Genomic DNA, 16,019 nt, shown 5'->3' with positions numbered 1-16,019 from the left:
TTCGATCGCTCAGCGCGCGGCCGCGTGTTCCGCGTCGGCCAGCTGGCGCACGGCCTCACGCGCGAGGTCGCTGAGCCCGGCCCCGCCCGCATCGAGATGCGCATGGATCTGCCGGCGCATGCGCGGTTCCCAGTAGCGGCGGATATGCGTCGCGACACCGCTGACCGCCGCCGCGTGATCCGGATCCGACGCGAAGAAGTTGGCGATATCGTTCGCCATCTGCACGAGACGCTCGACGCTCACGATGTGCTCTCCGGCAGCGCACCGACCATGCGCTGCGCGTGGCTGTAGACGACGTGGCCCTCGCGGCGCGCGAAGCCGATCAGGGTCAGGCCGGTTTCCTCGGCGAGATGAATCGCCAGCGCGGTCGGCGCCGAGATCGCCGCGAGCAGCGTGATGCCGACCGTCGCCGCCTTCTGCACCATCTCATAGCTGGCGCGGCTGGTGACGATCAGGAAACCCTGCTGCACGTCCTCGCCGGCGCGCGACATCGCACCGATCAGCTTGTCGAGCGCGTTGTGGCGGCCGACGTCCTCGCGCAGCAGCGCGACATCGCCGTCCGCACGCACCCAGGCAGCCGCATGCGTCGCGCCGGTCGCGACGTTCAGCGGCTGGCGCTCGTGCAGCTGCGCGAGTGCGCGCTGCAGTGTCGCCGGGTCGATCCGCGGGCCTCCGGCAACCGGTGCCGGCTGCCGCACCGCATCCTCGAGGGCTTGCGCGCCGCACAGGCCGCAGCCGGTGCGGCCGGTGAGGTTGCGCCGGCGCGCTTCCAATGCCTCAGCGCACACCGGCGGAATGCGCAGGCGCACCTCGATGCCTTCGAGCAGGGTCTGCGTCCCGACCGCTTCGAGTTCGTGCGCCTGCGCGATCACCGCCTCGCTCAGGCTGAAGCCGAGCGCGAAGTCCTCGAGGTCGCGCGGTGTCGCCATCATCACCACGTGCGGGCGTTCGTTGTAGACCAGCGCGATTGGCACCTCCTCGGCGATCGCATCGGTCAACTGCGCAACTTCGCCGCCGCGCCAGCGCCGGATCGGCCGGTGTACATAGCCGGCATGCAGATCGTCCGTCGTGGCGGTCGGTGTGGACATCTCAGGCCTGCTGCGCAGCGACGACATCGCGCGCCTGCTCGAGCAGCTCCTGCTGCTGCTCGTTGAACGCGTGGAAGCGCTTCTGCCACTCCGAGGGCTGGCTGACGCGCGTGACCTCGACCGCGGTCACCTTGTACTCGGGACAGTTCGTCGCCCAGTCCGAGTTCTCGGTCGTGATCACGTTCGCGCCCGAGCCCGGGAAGTGGAACGTCGTGTACACGACGCCCGGCTGCATGCGCTCGCTGAGCGTCGCGCGCAGCACGGTTTCGCCGGCGCGGCTCTCGATGCCGACCCAGTCGCCGTCATGGATGCCGCGGTCCTCGGCGTCCTGCGGGTGGATCTCGAGCCGATCCTCGTCGTGCCAGACCACGTTGTCGGTGCGCCGCGTCTGCGCGCCGACGTTGTACTGGCTGAGGATGCGCCCGGTGGTCAGGATCAGCGGATATTTCGCGTTGACTTTCTCGGTGGTCGGCACGTACTCGGTGAGCAGGAAACGTCCCTTGCCGCGCACGAACTCGTTTACGTGCATGGTCGGCGTGCCCTGCGGGTGCTCGGCGTTGCACGGCCACTGGATGCTGCCGAGCTCGTCGATGCGCGCGAAGCTTATGCCGGTGAAGGTCGGCGTCAGCCGCGCGATCTCGTCCATGATCTCGGACGCATGCGTGTAGTGCATCGGATAGCCGATCGCGTTCGACAGCAGTTGGGTGATCTCCCAGTCCGCGTAACCCCGCTTCCCATCGGAGTTTCTCGGCGCCATGACCTTGCGCACACGCGACACGCGGCGCTCGGCATTGGTGAACGTGCCGTCCTTCTCGAGGAACGAGGAACCGGGCAGGAAGACGTGCGCGAACTTCGCGGTCTCGTTGAGGAACAGGTCCTGCACGACGATGCATTCCATCGACGTCAGCGCGGCGGTCACGTGCTGCGTGTTCGGATCCGACTGCGCGATGTCCTCGCCCTCGATGTAGAGCGCCTTGAATTCGCCGTCGAGCGCGGACTCGAACATGTTCGGGATGCGCAGGCCGGGTTCCGATTGCAGGTGCACGCCCCAGGCCTGCTCGAAGCTCGCACGCACCGCGTCGTCGGAAACGTGCCGATAGGCGGTGAACTCATGCGGGAACGAGCCCATGTCGCACGAGCCCTGCACGTTGTTCTGGCCGCGCAGCGGATTCACGCCGACGCCCTCGCGGCCGATGTTGCCGGTCGCCATCGCGAGGTTCGCGATCGCCATCACCGCGGTCGAGCCCTGCGCGTGCTCGGTCACGCCGAGGCCGTAGTAGATCGCCGCGTTGCCGCCGGTCGCGTACAGGCGCGCCGCCGCGCGCACGTCGGCCGCCGGCACACCGGTCACCGCTTCCATCGCCTCCGGCGAATTGCGTTGCTGGGCTACGAACGCGCGCCAGCGCGCGAACGCTTCCGGCTCGCAGCGCTCACGCACGAACTCCTCGGCGACCAGGCCTTCGCTGACCACGACATGCGCAAGCGAGTTCAGCAGCGCGACGTTGGTGCCGGGCCGCAGCTTCAAGTGAAAATCAGCCTCGACGTGCGGCGTGCGCACCAGCTCGATGCGGCGCGGATCGGCAATGATCAGACGCGCACGATCGTGTCCATTTCCCTGGCGCAGCCGACGCTTCATCTGTGAGGCGAACACCGGATGCGCGTCGGTCGGATTCGCGCCGATCACCAGGATCACATCGGCCTTCATCACCGAATCGAAGTTCTGCGTGCCGGCCGATTCGCCGAGCGTGTTCTTGAGCCCGTAGCCGGTCGGCGAATGGCAGACGCGCGCGCAGGTGTCGACGTTGTTGTTGCCGAAGCCGGCCCGCACGAGTTTCTGCACCAGATAGGTTTCCTCGTTCGTGCAGCGCGACGAGGTGATGCCGCCGATCGAATCGCGGCCGTACTTCGCCTGGATGCGCCTGAATTCGGAAGCGGCATGGTTGATCGCCTCCTCCCACGATACCTCGCGCCATGGATCGGAGATCTTCGCGCGGACCATCGGCTTCAGGATGCGGTCCGGATGCGTCGCATAACCGGTCGCGAAACGGCCCTTGACGCAGGAATGGCCGTGGTTCGCGTGGCCGTCCTTGTTCGGCACCATGCGCACCAGCTGCTCGCCCTTCATCTCGGCGCGGAACGAGCAGCCCACGCCGCAGTAGGCGCAGGTCGTGACCACGCTGTGTTCGGCCTGACCCATCGCGATCAGCGATTTCTCGGTGAGCGCCGAGGTCGGACAGGCCTGCACGCAGGCGCCGCAGGACACGCATTCGGAGTCGAGGAACGCCTCGTCCTGGCTCGCCGCAACGCTGGACTGGAAACCGCGGCCCTGGATCGTCAGCGCCAGCGTGCCCTGCTGTTCGTCGCAGGCGCGCACGCAGCGCGAGCAGACGATGCACGCGGCCGGATCGAACGTGAAATACGGGTTGGATTCGTCCTTCGCACGAAACAACGGATTGCTGGTGTATTCATGCGATCGTCCCTGATCGCGAGAATCAAGAAGCGGCCTTTCCTGGTCGCGCTTCTCGATTTCCTCCGGGCGCACATGGTTTGCCCCATGAAAACCGTAGCGGACCTCGTGCACGCCGACCATCTCGGCCATCGCTTCGAACTCGGTGCGCGCGGCTGGCGCATCGTCCAGTGGGTAGTCGGACAGGTAGAGTTCCATCACGCCGCGGCGCAATTCGGCGAGTTTCGCGTTCTGCGTGGTCACCTGCATGCCGGCTGCGACGGGCGTCGTGCACGAAGCCAGATAACCCTTCATGCCGTCGATCTGCACGAGGCAGAGCCGGCACGAGCCGAACGCGTCGAGCAGCTCGGTCGCGCACAGCTTCGGGATCTGGATGCCGATTTCCGCCGCCGCGCGCAGCACCGAGGTGCCGGCCGGTACGCTGACGTCGCGGCCATCGATGGTCAGCGCGACCTGCTCCCGCGCGACCGAGATCGGCGTGCCCAGATCGGTTTCGGCTATCGAACGCATTTCAACCTCCGGCGCGCGATGACGGCGCGCGACAACTCGTCGTCATTCCGGCGAAGCAAAAAGGGAGCGAACATGCTCATGCGCGCACCGCGAAGTCTTCCGGAAAATGCTCCAGCGCGCTGCGCACCGGATCCGGTGTCAGCCCACCGAGCGCACACAGCGAACCGAAGCGCAGCGTCTCGCACAGGTCTTTCAGCAGCGCGAAGTTCTTGTCACGCTCGATGCCGGCGCGGATGCGATCGAGCACTTCTACACCGCGCGTCGAGCCGATCCGGCAGGGCGTGCACTTGCCGCAGGATTCGACTGCGCAGAATTCCATCGCATAGCGCGCCTGTTCGAACATGTCGACGCTGTCATCGAACGCGACGATGCCGCCGTGGCCGAGCATCGCGCCGATCGCCGCGAACGCCTCGTAGTCGATCGGCGTATCGAATTGCGATTCGGGCAGGTAGGCGCCGAGCGGGCCCCCGACCTGCACCGTACGGATCGGCCGTCCTGAGTACGAGCCGCCACCGTAGTCATAGAGCAATTCACGCAAGGTCACGCCGAACGCACTCTCGACCAGTCCGGTGTGCTTGAGGTTGCCGGCGAGCTGGATTGGCAACGTGCCGCGCGAGCGGCCGATGCCGTAGTCGCGGTAGAACGCGGCACCCTTGTCGAGGATGATCGGCACCGACGCGAACGAGATCACGTTGTTGATCACGGTCGGCTGGCCGAACAGGCCCTTGACCGCCGGCAACGGCGGCTTGAAGCGCACCTGGCCGCGCTTGCCTTCGAGACTGTCGAGCAGGGAGGTTTCCTCGCCGCAGATGTACGCGCCGGCGCCGAGGCGGACCTCGAGATCGAAGCGGCGCGCGCTGTTCCTGATGTCCGCACCGAGGTACCCGGCCGCGTATGCGTTCGCGATCGCCGCATCCAGCGCACGATGCGCGTGCGGATATTCGCTGCGCAGATAGATGTAGCCCTGGGTCGCGCCGACCGCCAGACCGGCGATCGTCATGCCTTCGATCAGGCACAGCGGATCGCCTTCCATCAGCATGCGGTCGGAAAACGTGCCGGAATCGCCCTCGTCCGCGTTGCAGACGATGTACTTCTGCATCGCGTCGGTATCGTGGACCGTCTTCCACTTGATCCCGGTCGGAAACGCCGCGCCGCCACGTCCGCGCAGGCCCGAGTCCGTGACCGCCGCAACGATATTCGCAGGCGCCATCGACAGCGCCTGCGCGAGCCCGCGGAAACCACCCTGCGCGACATAGTCGGCGACGCTGAGTGGATCGGTGATGCCGACGCGTGCAAAGGTCAGGCGGTCCTGCTTGCTGAAGAACGGAATCTCGTCGACCGCTCCGAGCTTCAGTGCGTGCGCGCTGCCGGTCGCGAAGCCGGCGTCGAACAACGCCGGCACGTCGGTCGCGCGGACCGGACCGTAGGCGACGCGCCGGGCCGGCGTCGCGATCTCGACCAACGGCTCGACCCAGAACATCCCGCGCGAACCCGTGCGCACGATCTCGGCCGCGAGGCCGCGCGCGCGCGCTTCCGCCGCGATCGCGTTCGCAGTCGCATCGGCGCCAAGCGCCAGCGCGGTCGCGTCGCGCGAAACGTAGACCTTCAACGCGTCGCTCATGCCGCGACTTCCCTCGCGCGCCGCGCCAGCGCATCGAATGCATCCGGCGTCACGCGCGCATGCAACTCGTCCGCATCGACCAGAACGGAAGGTCCGCAGCCGCAGTTGCCCAAGCAGTAGACCGGCTCCAGCGTGATCGCGCCGTCACGCGTCGTCTCGTGGAAATCGATGCCGAGCACCTGCTTCGCATGGCGCTCGAGCGAGCGAGCGCCCAGCGCCTGGCAGGCCTCGGCGCGGCACAGGCGCACGATGTGCCGACCCGGCGGCGTCGAGCGGAAATGGTGATAGAAGCTGACCACGCCATGGACTTCGGCGCGTGTAATGTTGAGTTCGTGCGCGAGCAGCGGCAGCGCGCCGGGCGGGATGTAACCGAGCGCGTCCTGTACGGCATGCAGGATCGGCAGCAGCGCGCCGGGGCGCTCGCAATGTGTGTCGATCGCACGTCGCACCGCCGCGAGCTGCGCCGGCGGGAGGTTCGCGCCGGGACGCGCCTGGGGGTTGGCGATGGCTCGCTTCATCGTGAATTCCTCATGTGTCGGATCGACTTTGCACCACGCCGCCGCTGCCCACAATAGGCGCGATCGAGGCGCTTTTCGTCGCGATTCACGCGACCGCTGACTTCAATCCGCAACGCGCGAGCCATCGTGCTGCCATGCAGGATCGCGATGCTGGTCGCCGCCATCCCCGGATCCGCTGGCGCATGCAGAACGCGACGCGCAACCGCGACGGCTGGTCGCGGCGACAATTCCTGCTGGGCAGCGCCAGCGCGCTTGGCGTCGCGTTCGGCGGCGGCCTGCTCGCGCGGCCGCGTTTCGACGCGTATCCGTTCGCGCTCGGCGTCGCCTCCGGCGATCCGTCCTCCGATGGCTTCGTGCTGTGGACGCGCATCGCTCCGGAGCGCAGCGACGCCGCGTTCCTGCCGCCCCACGACATCGCGGTCGAATGGCTCGTCGCCGAAGACGAGCGGTTCGCGCGCGTCGTGCGTCGCGGCACCGCGGTCGCGCGCGCGGACTGGGCGCATTCGGTGCACATCGAGGTCGACGGCCTCGACGCCGACCGCTGGTACTGGTACCAGTTTCGCTGCGGTGGAGAAGCCAGCGCGACCGGCCGCACGCGCACCCTGCCTGCCGGCGGCGCCGCGGCCGCGCGCCTACGCCTCGCGGTGGCCTCGTGCCAGCATTACGAACATGGCTATTTCGCCGCGTACCGGCACATGCTCGGTGACGATCTCGATCTGGTCTTGCACGTCGGCGACTACATCTACGAAGGTTCGTGGGGAGCGCAGCTGCGCCGCCACGAGTCCGCACGCGGCGCGGAAACGCTGGCCGACTACCGCAATCGTCATGCCTGCTACAAGTCCGATCCGGACCTGCAGCGCGCGCACGCGGCCTATCCGTGGCTGGTCACCTGGGACGACCACGACGTGTCGAACGACTACGCCGGCCTCGTCTCCCACTACGGCGAACCGGCGCCGCAGTTCGCGGCGCGCCGCGCCGCTGCGTACCGCGCGTACTACGAGCACATGCCGCTGCGCGCGCGGCATCGGCCGAACGCGGGCGGGATGCCGCTGTACCGCGATTTCCACTTCGGCGACCTCGCCGCGATCAGCCTGCTCGACGATCGCCAGTACCGCTCCGCTCACGCCTGCTCCGAGCGCGGCGAGATGGTCGACGACTGCGCGCAACGCTGGTCACCCGCGCAGACGATGCTCGGCGCGACGCAGCAGCGCTGGCTCGAAGACAAGCTCGCCGGCAGCGATGCGCGCTGGAACGTGATCGCTCAGCAGACCCTGATCGCACCCTTCGTGTCGCGCGGTGACGACGACTGCGAGCTGGTCTGGACCGACGGCTGGGACGGCTACGCCGGCGCGCGCGCCGAACTGCTCGGCTTCATCGCCGCGCGCCAGGTTCCGAACGTGGTCACGCTCGGTGGCGACATGCACGCGTTCTACGCAGCGGACCTCAGGGCCGATTTCCGCGATGCGGACAGCCCGGCCATTGCGAGCGAATTCGTCGGCACCTCGATCAGCGCGGAAGGCGACGACTATGCGGAGCGCGCACGCCACCTGCCGCTGAATCCGCACATCCGCTATTTCGAGAGCCGCTGGCGCGGCTACCTGCGCTGCGAGATCACCCCGCAGCTCTGGCGCAGCGACCTGCGCATCGTCGACGACGTCGGCGATCCGCACTCCTCGGCGCGCACCTTGCTCACCCTGCACGTGGAAAACGGGCGCGCCGGCGTGCAGGTGTGAACGAAGCGCCGGCGACGACCGTCATACGCCGGTAACGCACGGCCGGCTAAGTGCTGCGATAACCGGTGCAAATCCGCTCCGCCGCTGGCTCAACGATGCACATCGTCGACGTGACCCTGTTCTTCGCGCCGCACAGTGGCGGCGTCAAGCGCTACCTGCTCGCCAAGCAGCGCCATTTCGCCACGCGCACGGACGTGCGGCACACGCTGCTCGTGCCGGGCCCGCACACCGGCGCGCCTGCACCCGGCCTGATCGAGCTGGCGAGTCCGCGCATTCCGTTCGGTGGCGGCTACCGGCTGCCGCTGCATGTGCGCGAATGGGCGGCGACGCTGCAGGGACTGAAGCCGGACCTGATCGAAGTCGCCGATCCCTATCATCTCGCCTGGATCGCGCTTGGCGTCGCCGAGCGGCTCGGTGTGCCGGCAGTCGCGTTCGCGCATTCCGATCTCGCGCGACTGTTCGGCGACCGCTTCGCGCCGAGCATCGGGCGCGCCGCGGGCATCTACCTGCGCAACCTGTATCGCCGCTTCGACTGCGTGTTCGCGCCGAGCCGCCTGATTGCCGAACGCCTCACCGATCTCGGCGTCGCGAATATCGCGGTGCAGCCGCTCGGCGTCGATGGCGAAGCGTTCCATCCACGCCGCACCGATCCCGGGTTGCGCCGCGAACTCGGTCTCGCCGATGACACGCGCCTGCTCGTGTTCGCCGGCCGCATGGCGCGCGAGAAGGAGATCCCGCTGCTGCTGAAAACGTTCGAGCGGCTCGGCGCGCCGTATCATCTGCTGCTGGTCGGCGGCGAACGCCACGAGCCGTTGACCGCGAATGCGACGATGCTGCCGTACCAGCAGGACAGCATCGGCCTCGCCCGTCTGCTCGCAAGCTGCGATGCGCTGATCCACGCCGGCCGCCACGAGACCTTCGGCATGATCGTGATCGAGGCGATGGCCTGTGCACGTCCGGTCGTCGCGGTGCGCGCCGGCGCGATCACCGAGCTGGTCGGCGCCGACGTCGGCGAGGTCGCCGAACCCGATGACGCGGCCTCGCTCGCCGACGCGGTGCGCAGGCTCTACGGGCGCGACCGCGTCACGATGGGCGCGTGCGCGCGCGAACGCGTGCAGGGCAGTTACCTCTGGGAACGCACCTTGTCCTGCCAGCTGCAGCGCTACACGGATCTCGTGCATGCGCACGCGCCGAGCGCCGCGATCGACGCGCCATCTCGCGAAGTCGTCGAGGCGTCGTGACACGTCGCCTGTGCATCGCGATCCACGACGTCGCACCGGCGACCTGGCCGCAGTGCATGCGCCTGCTCGCGCTGCTGGACGAGTTCGACGCACCGCCGCTGACCCTGTTGGTCGTACCCGACTACCACCATCGCGGCCGTGTCGATACCGACACCGGCTTCAGGAGCGGCATCGACGCGCGCATTGCGCGTGGCGACGAAGTCGCCCTGCATGGCTATTTTCATCTCGACGACGCGCCGCCGACGCGCCACCCAGCGCAATGGATGCGCCGGCGCCTGCTCACCGCGGGCGAGGGTGAATTCGCCGCGCTCGCGCAGGAGCAGGCCGCGGCGCGCCTCGCCTCGGGCCTCGAACTGTTCGGCCGACTCGGCTGGAACGCGCGCGGCTTCGTCGCGCCGGCCTGGCTGCTCGGCCGCGGCGCACGCGCCGCGCTGCGTGCCTCGGCGCTTCGCTACACGAGCACGCATAGGTACTTGGAGACGACAGCGGATGGGCGGCGCCATCCGGCACCGGCGATTTCCGCGTCGGTGCGCAGTGCGTGGCGACGCTGGAGCAGCCGGCGCTGGCTGGCGGCAGCGCCTGCACTCACCGCGGACACGCCGCTGCTGCGCCTCGCCTTGCATCCGGCGGATGCGCTGCATCCGGATATCCTCGACGCCTGGCGCGGTGTGCTGCGCCAGGCACTCGCGGGGCGCACCGCGCTGACCAAATCCGCCGCGCTGGGCCTCACGTGAAGCGCCCATTGCTCTGGCTGGCCGGGGCGGCGGCGGTCGCTGCCGGCATTATCGTTCCGCTTGCTCTCGGTGGCCGTGGGGCGCTGGCGGCAACGGCTTCGATTCCGCGCATCGACGCGGTGGCGCTCGGCGCTCTGGTGATCGCCAGCGCGGTCGCGCGCGCGATCAAGCTGCGCGTGCTGGCGATGCGGCTCGGCCATCGCGTCGGCGTCGGCCGCGCGCTGATCACCGCATTTGCCAGCGACGCCGCGTTCCAGGCCACGCCGGCCGGCGCCGGCGGCTATCCGGCCACGGTGCTGCTGCTGCGCCGCGGCGGCATGCCGGCGGCTGCCGGCGTAGCGCTGTCCGCAGCCGACCAGGCGCTCGACTCGCTGTTCTTCGCGCTGGCGCTGCCGCTGGCCTGCGTGTTCGACCTCGGCAATGCGGTGCCGGCCGCCTGGCATGCGTTCGCATGGTTGCCGGCGGGGATCGTGCTGGTCGCGATGGCCACCGCTGCCGGCGCATGGCGACTGCGCGCGCGCTGGTGGCCGCCGCTGCGCGGCCAGCTGCTGCGCCTGCGTTGGCTGCGCGAGCGGCGCGAACCCCTGCGCGCGTTCTGCATGGGCGTGCTTGCGGATCTCTCACGATTGCGCAACGGCTCGCCGCTGGTCACGCTGGCTCTCGTGCTTGCCGTGGCCGCGCAGTGGGTCGCGCGCTATGGCGTGCTCTGGTTCGCGCTCGCTGCGCTGGGTCATGCATTGCCGTTCGGCCTGGTGTTCGTGGCGCAATCGGTCGCGCTGCACGCGGCGCAATGGACCGGCGTACCGGCCGGCATCGGCGGTGGCGACGTCGCGCTCGCGGCCGCGCTGTCGCCGTGGGCGCCGCTCGCCGTGCTCGCGCCGGCCTTGCTGCTGTGGCGTCTGGCGACGTTCCACACGGTGCTGCTGCTCGGCGCGATCGCGCTCGCCTGCGATCGCCGCCACGTCGCGGTACCGACGGTGGCCGCGTCCGAAGCCTGACCTTGCCGCGCATTGCAACCACGGCACTCGACAGGGAGCCGCTCGAATCGCAGTACCCGATCTGCCTGCCTGCGTCCTATCTGGCGTCGGCGACGGATCGCGCCAGCGGCACGTACAACGCGCTCGCGTGCTCGCGGTCGTGATACAGGTTCACCGTGACCGTTCGCGCGTCCTTGCCGGATTCTTCGGCGACGATGCCGCCGCTGTTGTAGTTCTTTTCCGCGTGCAGCGAATTGACCGGCCCGATCACCGTACGCAGGCGGCTGCCTTTGCCCAACACGCGCGAGGTGAACGTGAAGCCGTCGAATGTGTAGCGCTCGATCTTGCCGGGGACAGCGAACCGGGCTTCGCGCGCACTTTCGCGATAGCGCGCGCGCAGACGGTCGGAACTCAACAGCACGCTGCTGCCGTCGGGCGCGATGGCGTAGATGCCGACGGCGAAGTCGGTATCCGCCTGGTCGATCGCGATCCAGGCATCGAGCTTGAAGAAACCCGAAATTTCGGTGTCCTCGGCGAACGGTTCGCTGTGATAGACCAGATGTTTGCCGCGATCGGCGAGCACGCGCCGCTGGTCGATCAGTTCCCGGTCCGTTGCCTCCACGACGTCGACGTCGGCGCTGCTGACGTCGAGCGGATCGTAGCGATAACGATCGCTGCCACCGCGCACCACGGAAGCGTCCGCGACCAGATCGCCGGACGCGAACGCGCCATTGGCACGCCCGCCGCCGGAAGCAAGATAGAGCACGCGCTGCGCTCCGGTGATCGCCTCCAGCGAATCCGCGTGGCGCCACTGCTCCAGCCCGGCGACGTAGTACGCGACCGGCTTCTCGAGGAAGGCCGGCTTGGGACCGTTCTTCAGCGTCCAGTCGTACCACTCCCGATGCAGCGCGTTCATGTCGACCAGGCTGCGCGGGCCGAAGGTCAGGCCGCGTATCTGCGCGCGCGGTTCCGCGGTGCCGGCGTGATCCCAGGGGCCGATGACGAGATAGTGCCTGGATCTCGCCGGCGCCGACGCATGCGCCCTGTGCGAGCGATAGTAGGCCAGGGCGCCGGGCTGATCGGCGTCGTACTGGCCGGTGATGGTCAGGATCGGCAGATCCATGCGCGCGTATTGCTGTTCGGTCGGACGCAGGCTGTCCCAGTACGCGTCCTGATGCGGATGCGCGACCCACTCTCGAAAGATCGGTGATGGATTGCCGAGCCGTACATCGAGCGTCACCATCGGTGCGTGCGCATCGAAGCCCTGGCGGAACCGGCGCGCCCACCAGGCCAGATCGCCGAACATGGTTTCCTGCGCCGTGTGTCCGCTCACGAAGGTCAGCCAGCGCATCGCGTAAGGGCGGAACATGTTGCTGCGCAGGGGGAAGTCCAATCCAGGCTGGACCGGCGCGGTCGGCGCGATGCTGGCCAGATGCGGCGGAGATTCCTTGGCCGTCGCCCATTGGGTGTAGCCGAGGTAGGACGCGCCCCACATGCCGACGCGGCCATTGCAGTAGGGTTGCCGTGCAAGCCATTCGACCGCGTCGTAACCGTCCTGCGCTTCCTGCCGGAACGGGCTGAACTCGCCGCCGGAATTGCCGCGGCCGCGCACGTCGACCGCGGCGAACACGTAGCCGTGCGTGGCGAAGTGCGCAGCCGCCTCGTGTTCGGCCTGCGCGGTGTACGGCGTGAGCGTGAGCAGGCACGGCAGCGGCGACGACTGCCCGGCCGGGCGATACAGCATGGCCTGCAACTCCACGCCGTCGCGCAGCGGTATCTTCGTACCCCATTGGAAATCCGCGAGCGCCGGTTCGGGTCTGGCGACCTCGGTGCCGATGGCGTTGCTCGCAGCGAGCACGAACACGACCGCCCAGCACATCCACTTCGATACCTGCGATCCCGCCCGGCGACCGTCGTCAGTTCCAGCCGGACGTCGAGAGATGCTCGGCCTGGACGTGCGTCTGACTGTCGCCATCGAATGGACCCTGGACCGGAGTGCGCTCGAGCTTATCATCCGCGTCCGTCCCGAATTCGGCGAAGATCACGCCGGCGAGGGAGAACCTGCGGATCCTGGGTGAACATGCCAATGACGAAGCAATACGACCACGCGTATTTCGAGAAGTGGTACCGCGACGCACGCCATCGCGTGGGTTCGCGCGCGGAACTCGCGCGCAAGGTCGCGATGGTCGTGCACCTGGCCGAGTACTACCTCGCGCGACCGCTGCGCAATGTGCTCGACGTCGGCTGCGGCGAGGGGCTGTGGCGCGCGCCGCTGCTGAAGCTGCGACCCGGCATCGAATACCGCGGCCTCGATTCGAGCGCGTATGCGGTCGCGCGCTACGGGCGCAGGCGCGACATCGGCCTGGCGACCTTCGGCCAGCTCGGCGACCTGCGCTTCGACACCCGCTTCGACCTGATTGTCTGCAGCGACGTGCTGCACTACGTGCCGGCGCGCGAGCTGCAACGCGGGCTGTCGGGTTTCGGCGATCTGCTCGAGGGACTCGCGTTCCTCGAGGTGTTCACCTCGCGCGACAACGCGTCCGGCGACACCCACGGTTTCATCGCGCGCGCACCCGCGTGGTATCGCGCACGCTTCGTCGATGCCGGCCTGCTGCCGTGCGGCTCGCATTCGTATCTGTCGCCGCGGCTGTTGCGCTCAGTCGCGGCCCTGGAGTGCCTGTAGCGGATCAGCGCGACGCAGGAACCAGCTGCACGCTGTCGATCGCCCACAACGGATCGTGGCCGCGGCCGCTGAACACGAGGCAGAGGTCGTGCGCGCCGGTGTGCGGCGGCAGGCGCGCGTGGAGTGTGGTCACGGCCGGATTCGCGAGCGCGGGATCGAGCGGCAACGTCGCGATCGTCGCGCCAGCGCAGGAGTCGAGCTTCACGAGCAACTCGCCGTGAGCAGATGCCGGCGCCGGGCGCGGCACGATGTTCTCCGTGTCGTGCGCGAGCTGGAAGTTGTACGGCAACCGGCCGACCGCGACCGCGATCGCATCGATGCCGTCCAGCGGCGCGCGTTCGTAGATCCAGCACGGATCGAACAGATCGACGTCGAAGAACGCGCGCGGACCGCTGGCCGGCGCGTCGTGCTCGAGACGCAGGGTCAGCTTGCCGCTGCACTGTTTGAGCGCATCGCTGGATCGGCGCAGCAGGGAATCGGGCGTGTAGTCGCGTGCCTGCACTGCACCGACGCGGTGATCGCCGAGAAACGTCGCCGCGCGCAGCGCTGCGGGGACCGGCAGCTGCAACGCCTCTCGATACAGCGGCGAGGTCGCGGTCGGCTCGCGGCCGTCCGTGATGTAGCGGATCGGCAGCGCGACCTGGTTCGACAAGGTGATGCGCATTCTGCCGTGTTCGCGGTCATGATCTTCCGCGAAGCGCACCTCGAACGCGCTGTCGGCTGCGGCGATCCCGAGCGCGCGCCAGCGCTCCATCTGTGGCACGAGGCGAGCGACGAAACCTGGCCAGTCATGTCCCGGCGGTGGCGACCACAGCGCCTCGGCGAGCGCGGCGAGTCGCGGAAATGCCGCATGCTCGACCATCGCGGTCGTGCGCATATGCTCGGTCCACAGGTTTGCCTGCGCACCGAGCACGTGCTTCGTCGCAGCGGCGTCCATGCTGGCCGGTGCCGGCTGGAACGCGTAGATGTCCGCGAGCGTGCGCAGGTCCGGGCGACCTGAAGGTTCGTCGGCGGCATCGCTCTGCAGATGATCGAGATAGAGGTCCGGCGACGGCGCCATCACGACGTCGTGGCCTGCGCGCGCGGCATCGATGCCGCCCTGAGCGCCGCGCCAGGACATCACGGTCGCATCCGGCGGCAGGCCGCCTTCGAGGGTCTCGTCCCAGCCGATCAACTTGCGGCCATGCGCGGCAAGGTACTTCTGCAAGCGTGCGATGAACCAGCCCTGCAGATGATCCTCGTCGGCGATTCCCAGTTCGTGCATGCGCGCCTGCACGCGCGGCGACGCCTTCCATTGGTCCTTGATCGCCTCGTCACCGCCGACGTGGATGTACGCACCGGGAAACAGCTGCATGATCTCGTCGAGCACGTTCTGCATGAACGTGAATGTCGCGTCGTCGGTATTGAGCAGATAGCTGTGTACGCCCCAGTCCGGCGAGACGACGGGTTTGTCGCCGATGCTGCCGAGCTCCGGATACGCCGCGATCGCGGCCTGCATGTGGCCGGGCATGTCGATCTCGGGAACGATCGTGATGTTGCGCTCGGCCGCGTAGCGCACGATGTCGCGGATCTGATCCTGCGTGTAGAAGCCGCCGTAGCGGACCGGCTGGCCGTTCGCATCGGTGCCCGCCGCGCCGGCCGGGCGCCGCCACGCGCCGACCTCGGTCAGGCGTGGATAGCGCCTGATCTCGATGCGCCAGCCCTGGTCGTCGGTCAGGTGCCAGTGAAACGTGTTGAGCTTGAGCAGCGCGAGCTGGTCGATGAAGCGCTTGACGAATTCGGGCGGCTGGAAATGACGCGAGGAATCGAGCATCGCGCCGCGCCAGGCGAGACGCGGTTCGTCGACGATGCGCAGCGCCGGTACGTCGATCGATGCGACTGGCGTCGTTTCCTGCGTCAGCAGTTGCCACAGCGTGACGCCGCCGTAGAACAGGCCGTGCGCCTCGCGTGCGTTGATGCGCATGTGTTGCGTGTCGACGAGCAGCTCGTAACCCTCGCCGGCCGGCGCCAGTGTGTCGTTCGCGTCGAGCGAGAACACGATCGCATCGCGTACGTCGCCGTCGCCGTCGCCGAACGGGCGCACGTCGAGATGGATGCCGCGTGTGCTTGCGAGCAGGTCGGCGAAGCGACGCGCGATCGCGGCGGCTTCGGCGTTATGCGAGGCGACGATCAGTGGCGCGCCTTGGCGCAGGTGGAATGTGCCTGGACGTGGTTCGATGCGCGCCGGTTGCGGGATCAGCGACAGCGCGGGATGGTCCGGCGTGCGCGTCGGCGTGGTCGTGCACGCGACGAGGATGAGTGGGACGAGCAGAGTGAATGCGGCTCGCACGAATGTCGTGCGGGGACCGGCGGCTTGAAACGCACTGCTGTTCCGGATCGGCGACATGTTGACCTCTACCTCAGCCTTAAATGTTGTACGCCCCTCTCCCTCCGGGAGAGGGGTTGGG

General features: G+C 68.4%; 12 protein-coding genes. 5 read left to right on the top strand and 7 right to left on the bottom strand.

What is annotated here, in order from left to right; all coding sequences use genetic code 11:
• Positions 1 to 9 precede the first annotated feature (9 nt).
• The 5 genes from ABD002_RS12405 to ABD002_RS12385 form a co-directional block, all read right to left on the bottom strand.
• On the bottom strand, positions 10 to 243 hold the full coding sequence (locus ABD002_RS12405; RefSeq protein ID WP_343791536.1) for a formate dehydrogenase subunit delta: 234 nt from the start codon (positions 241 to 243) through the stop codon (positions 10 to 12).
• Positions 240 to 1,088, bottom strand: a complete 849-nt coding sequence (gene fdhD / locus ABD002_RS12400; RefSeq protein ID WP_343791534.1) for a formate dehydrogenase accessory sulfurtransferase FdhD — start codon at positions 1,086 to 1,088, stop codon at positions 240 to 242. Before fdhD ends, ABD002_RS12405 begins: the two co-directional genes overlap by 4 nt.
• A 1-nt stretch (position 1,089) precedes the next feature.
• Positions 1,090 to 4,065, bottom strand: a complete 2,976-nt coding sequence (fdhF, locus tag ABD002_RS12395; RefSeq protein ID WP_343791533.1) for a formate dehydrogenase subunit alpha — start codon at positions 4,063 to 4,065, stop codon at positions 1,090 to 1,092.
• A 76-nt stretch (positions 4,066 to 4,141) separates the two neighbouring features.
• Positions 4,142 to 5,686 (bottom strand): formate dehydrogenase beta subunit, encoded by a 1,545-nt coding sequence (locus ABD002_RS12390; RefSeq protein WP_343791531.1) that lies wholly within the window; start codon positions 5,684 to 5,686, stop codon positions 4,142 to 4,144.
• Entirely contained in the window at positions 5,683 to 6,204 is a 522-nt protein-coding gene (locus tag ABD002_RS12385; RefSeq protein ID WP_343791529.1) for a formate dehydrogenase subunit gamma, read from the bottom strand. Before ABD002_RS12385 ends, ABD002_RS12390 begins: the two co-directional genes overlap by 4 nt.
• Positions 6,205 to 6,386: 182 nt before the next feature.
• On the opposite strand from ABD002_RS12385, the gene ABD002_RS12380 reads away from it, so the two are divergent.
• The 4 genes from ABD002_RS12380 to ABD002_RS12365 all read left to right on the top strand — a co-directional run bounded on the left by ABD002_RS12380 (position 6,387) and on the right by ABD002_RS12365 (position 10,910).
• Complete coding sequence (locus ABD002_RS12380; RefSeq protein WP_343791527.1) at positions 6,387 to 7,937, top strand: alkaline phosphatase D family protein; 1,551 nt, start codon at positions 6,387 to 6,389, stop codon at positions 7,935 to 7,937.
• 95 nt (positions 7,938 to 8,032) lie between these two features.
• Positions 8,033 to 9,178, top strand: a complete 1,146-nt coding sequence (locus ABD002_RS12375) for a glycosyltransferase (RefSeq protein ID WP_343791525.1) — start codon at positions 8,033 to 8,035, stop codon at positions 9,176 to 9,178.
• Positions 9,175 to 9,912 (top strand): N-acetylglucosaminyl phosphatidylglycerol deacetylase, encoded by a 738-nt coding sequence (gpgD, locus tag ABD002_RS12370; RefSeq protein ID WP_343791523.1) that lies wholly within the window; start codon positions 9,175 to 9,177, stop codon positions 9,910 to 9,912. The genes ABD002_RS12375 and gpgD overlap by 4 nt, the downstream gene beginning before the upstream one ends.
• A complete protein-coding gene (locus ABD002_RS12365) occupies positions 9,909 to 10,910 on the top strand; it encodes a lysylphosphatidylglycerol synthase transmembrane domain-containing protein (RefSeq protein WP_343791521.1) in 1,002 nt (333 codons plus the stop codon). The genes gpgD and ABD002_RS12365 overlap by 4 nt, the downstream gene beginning before the upstream one ends.
• Positions 10,911 to 10,986: 76 nt before the next feature.
• On the opposite strand, the gene ABD002_RS12360 is transcribed toward ABD002_RS12365, so the two are convergent.
• A complete protein-coding gene (locus tag ABD002_RS12360) occupies positions 10,987 to 12,768 on the bottom strand; it encodes a CocE/NonD family hydrolase (RefSeq protein ID WP_343791519.1) in 1,782 nt (593 codons plus the stop codon).
• 207 nt (positions 12,769 to 12,975) lie between these two features.
• On the opposite strand from ABD002_RS12360, the gene ABD002_RS12355 reads away from it, so the two are divergent.
• The gene (locus ABD002_RS12355) at positions 12,976 to 13,572 is read left to right on the top strand and encodes a class I SAM-dependent DNA methyltransferase (RefSeq protein WP_343791517.1); all 597 of its coding nucleotides are present in this window, start codon (positions 12,976 to 12,978) and stop codon (positions 13,570 to 13,572) included.
• Positions 13,573 to 13,576: 4 nt separating this feature from the next.
• On the opposite strand, the gene ABD002_RS12350 is transcribed toward ABD002_RS12355, so the two are convergent.
• Entirely contained in the window at positions 13,577 to 15,958 is a 2,382-nt protein-coding gene (locus ABD002_RS12350) for a family 20 glycosylhydrolase (RefSeq protein ID WP_343791515.1), read from the bottom strand.
• Positions 15,959 to 16,019: the final 61 nt, after the last annotated feature.

Origin of the sequence: Dokdonella soli, from assembly GCF_039523175.1 — a bacterium.
Lineage (GTDB): Bacteria > Pseudomonadota > Gammaproteobacteria > Xanthomonadales > Rhodanobacteraceae > Dokdonella_A > Dokdonella_A soli.
The sequence above is the reverse complement of the archived record's forward strand: the minus strand, read 5'-3'. Positions and strand labels throughout refer to the sequence as shown.

Coding starts and splice junctions, on each gene's coding strand:
- ABD002_RS12380 (WP_343791527.1), top strand. CDS start 6,387: ATGCAGAACGCGACGCGCAACCGCGACGGCTGGTCGCGGCGACAATTC.
- ABD002_RS12385 (WP_343791529.1), bottom strand. CDS start 6,204: ATGAAGCGAGCCATCGCCAACCCCCAGGCGCGTCCCGGCGCGAACCTC.
- ABD002_RS12355 (WP_343791517.1), top strand. CDS start 12,976: ATGACGAAGCAATACGACCACGCGTATTTCGAGAAGTGGTACCGCGAC.
- ABD002_RS12390 (WP_343791531.1), bottom strand. CDS start 5,686: ATGAGCGACGCGTTGAAGGTCTACGTTTCGCGCGACGCGACCGCGCTG.
- fdhF (WP_343791533.1), bottom strand. CDS start 4,065: ATGCGTTCGATAGCCGAAACCGATCTGGGCACGCCGATCTCGGTCGCG.
- ABD002_RS12350 (WP_343791515.1), bottom strand. CDS start 15,958: ATGTCGCCGATCCGGAACAGCAGTGCGTTTCAAGCCGCCGGTCCCCGC.
- ABD002_RS12360 (WP_343791519.1), bottom strand. CDS start 12,768: ATGTGCTGGGCGGTCGTGTTCGTGCTCGCTGCGAGCAACGCCATCGGC.
- fdhD (WP_343791534.1), bottom strand. CDS start 1,088: ATGTCCACACCGACCGCCACGACGGACGATCTGCATGCCGGCTATGTA.
- ABD002_RS12375 (WP_343791525.1), top strand. CDS start 8,033: ATGCACATCGTCGACGTGACCCTGTTCTTCGCGCCGCACAGTGGCGGC.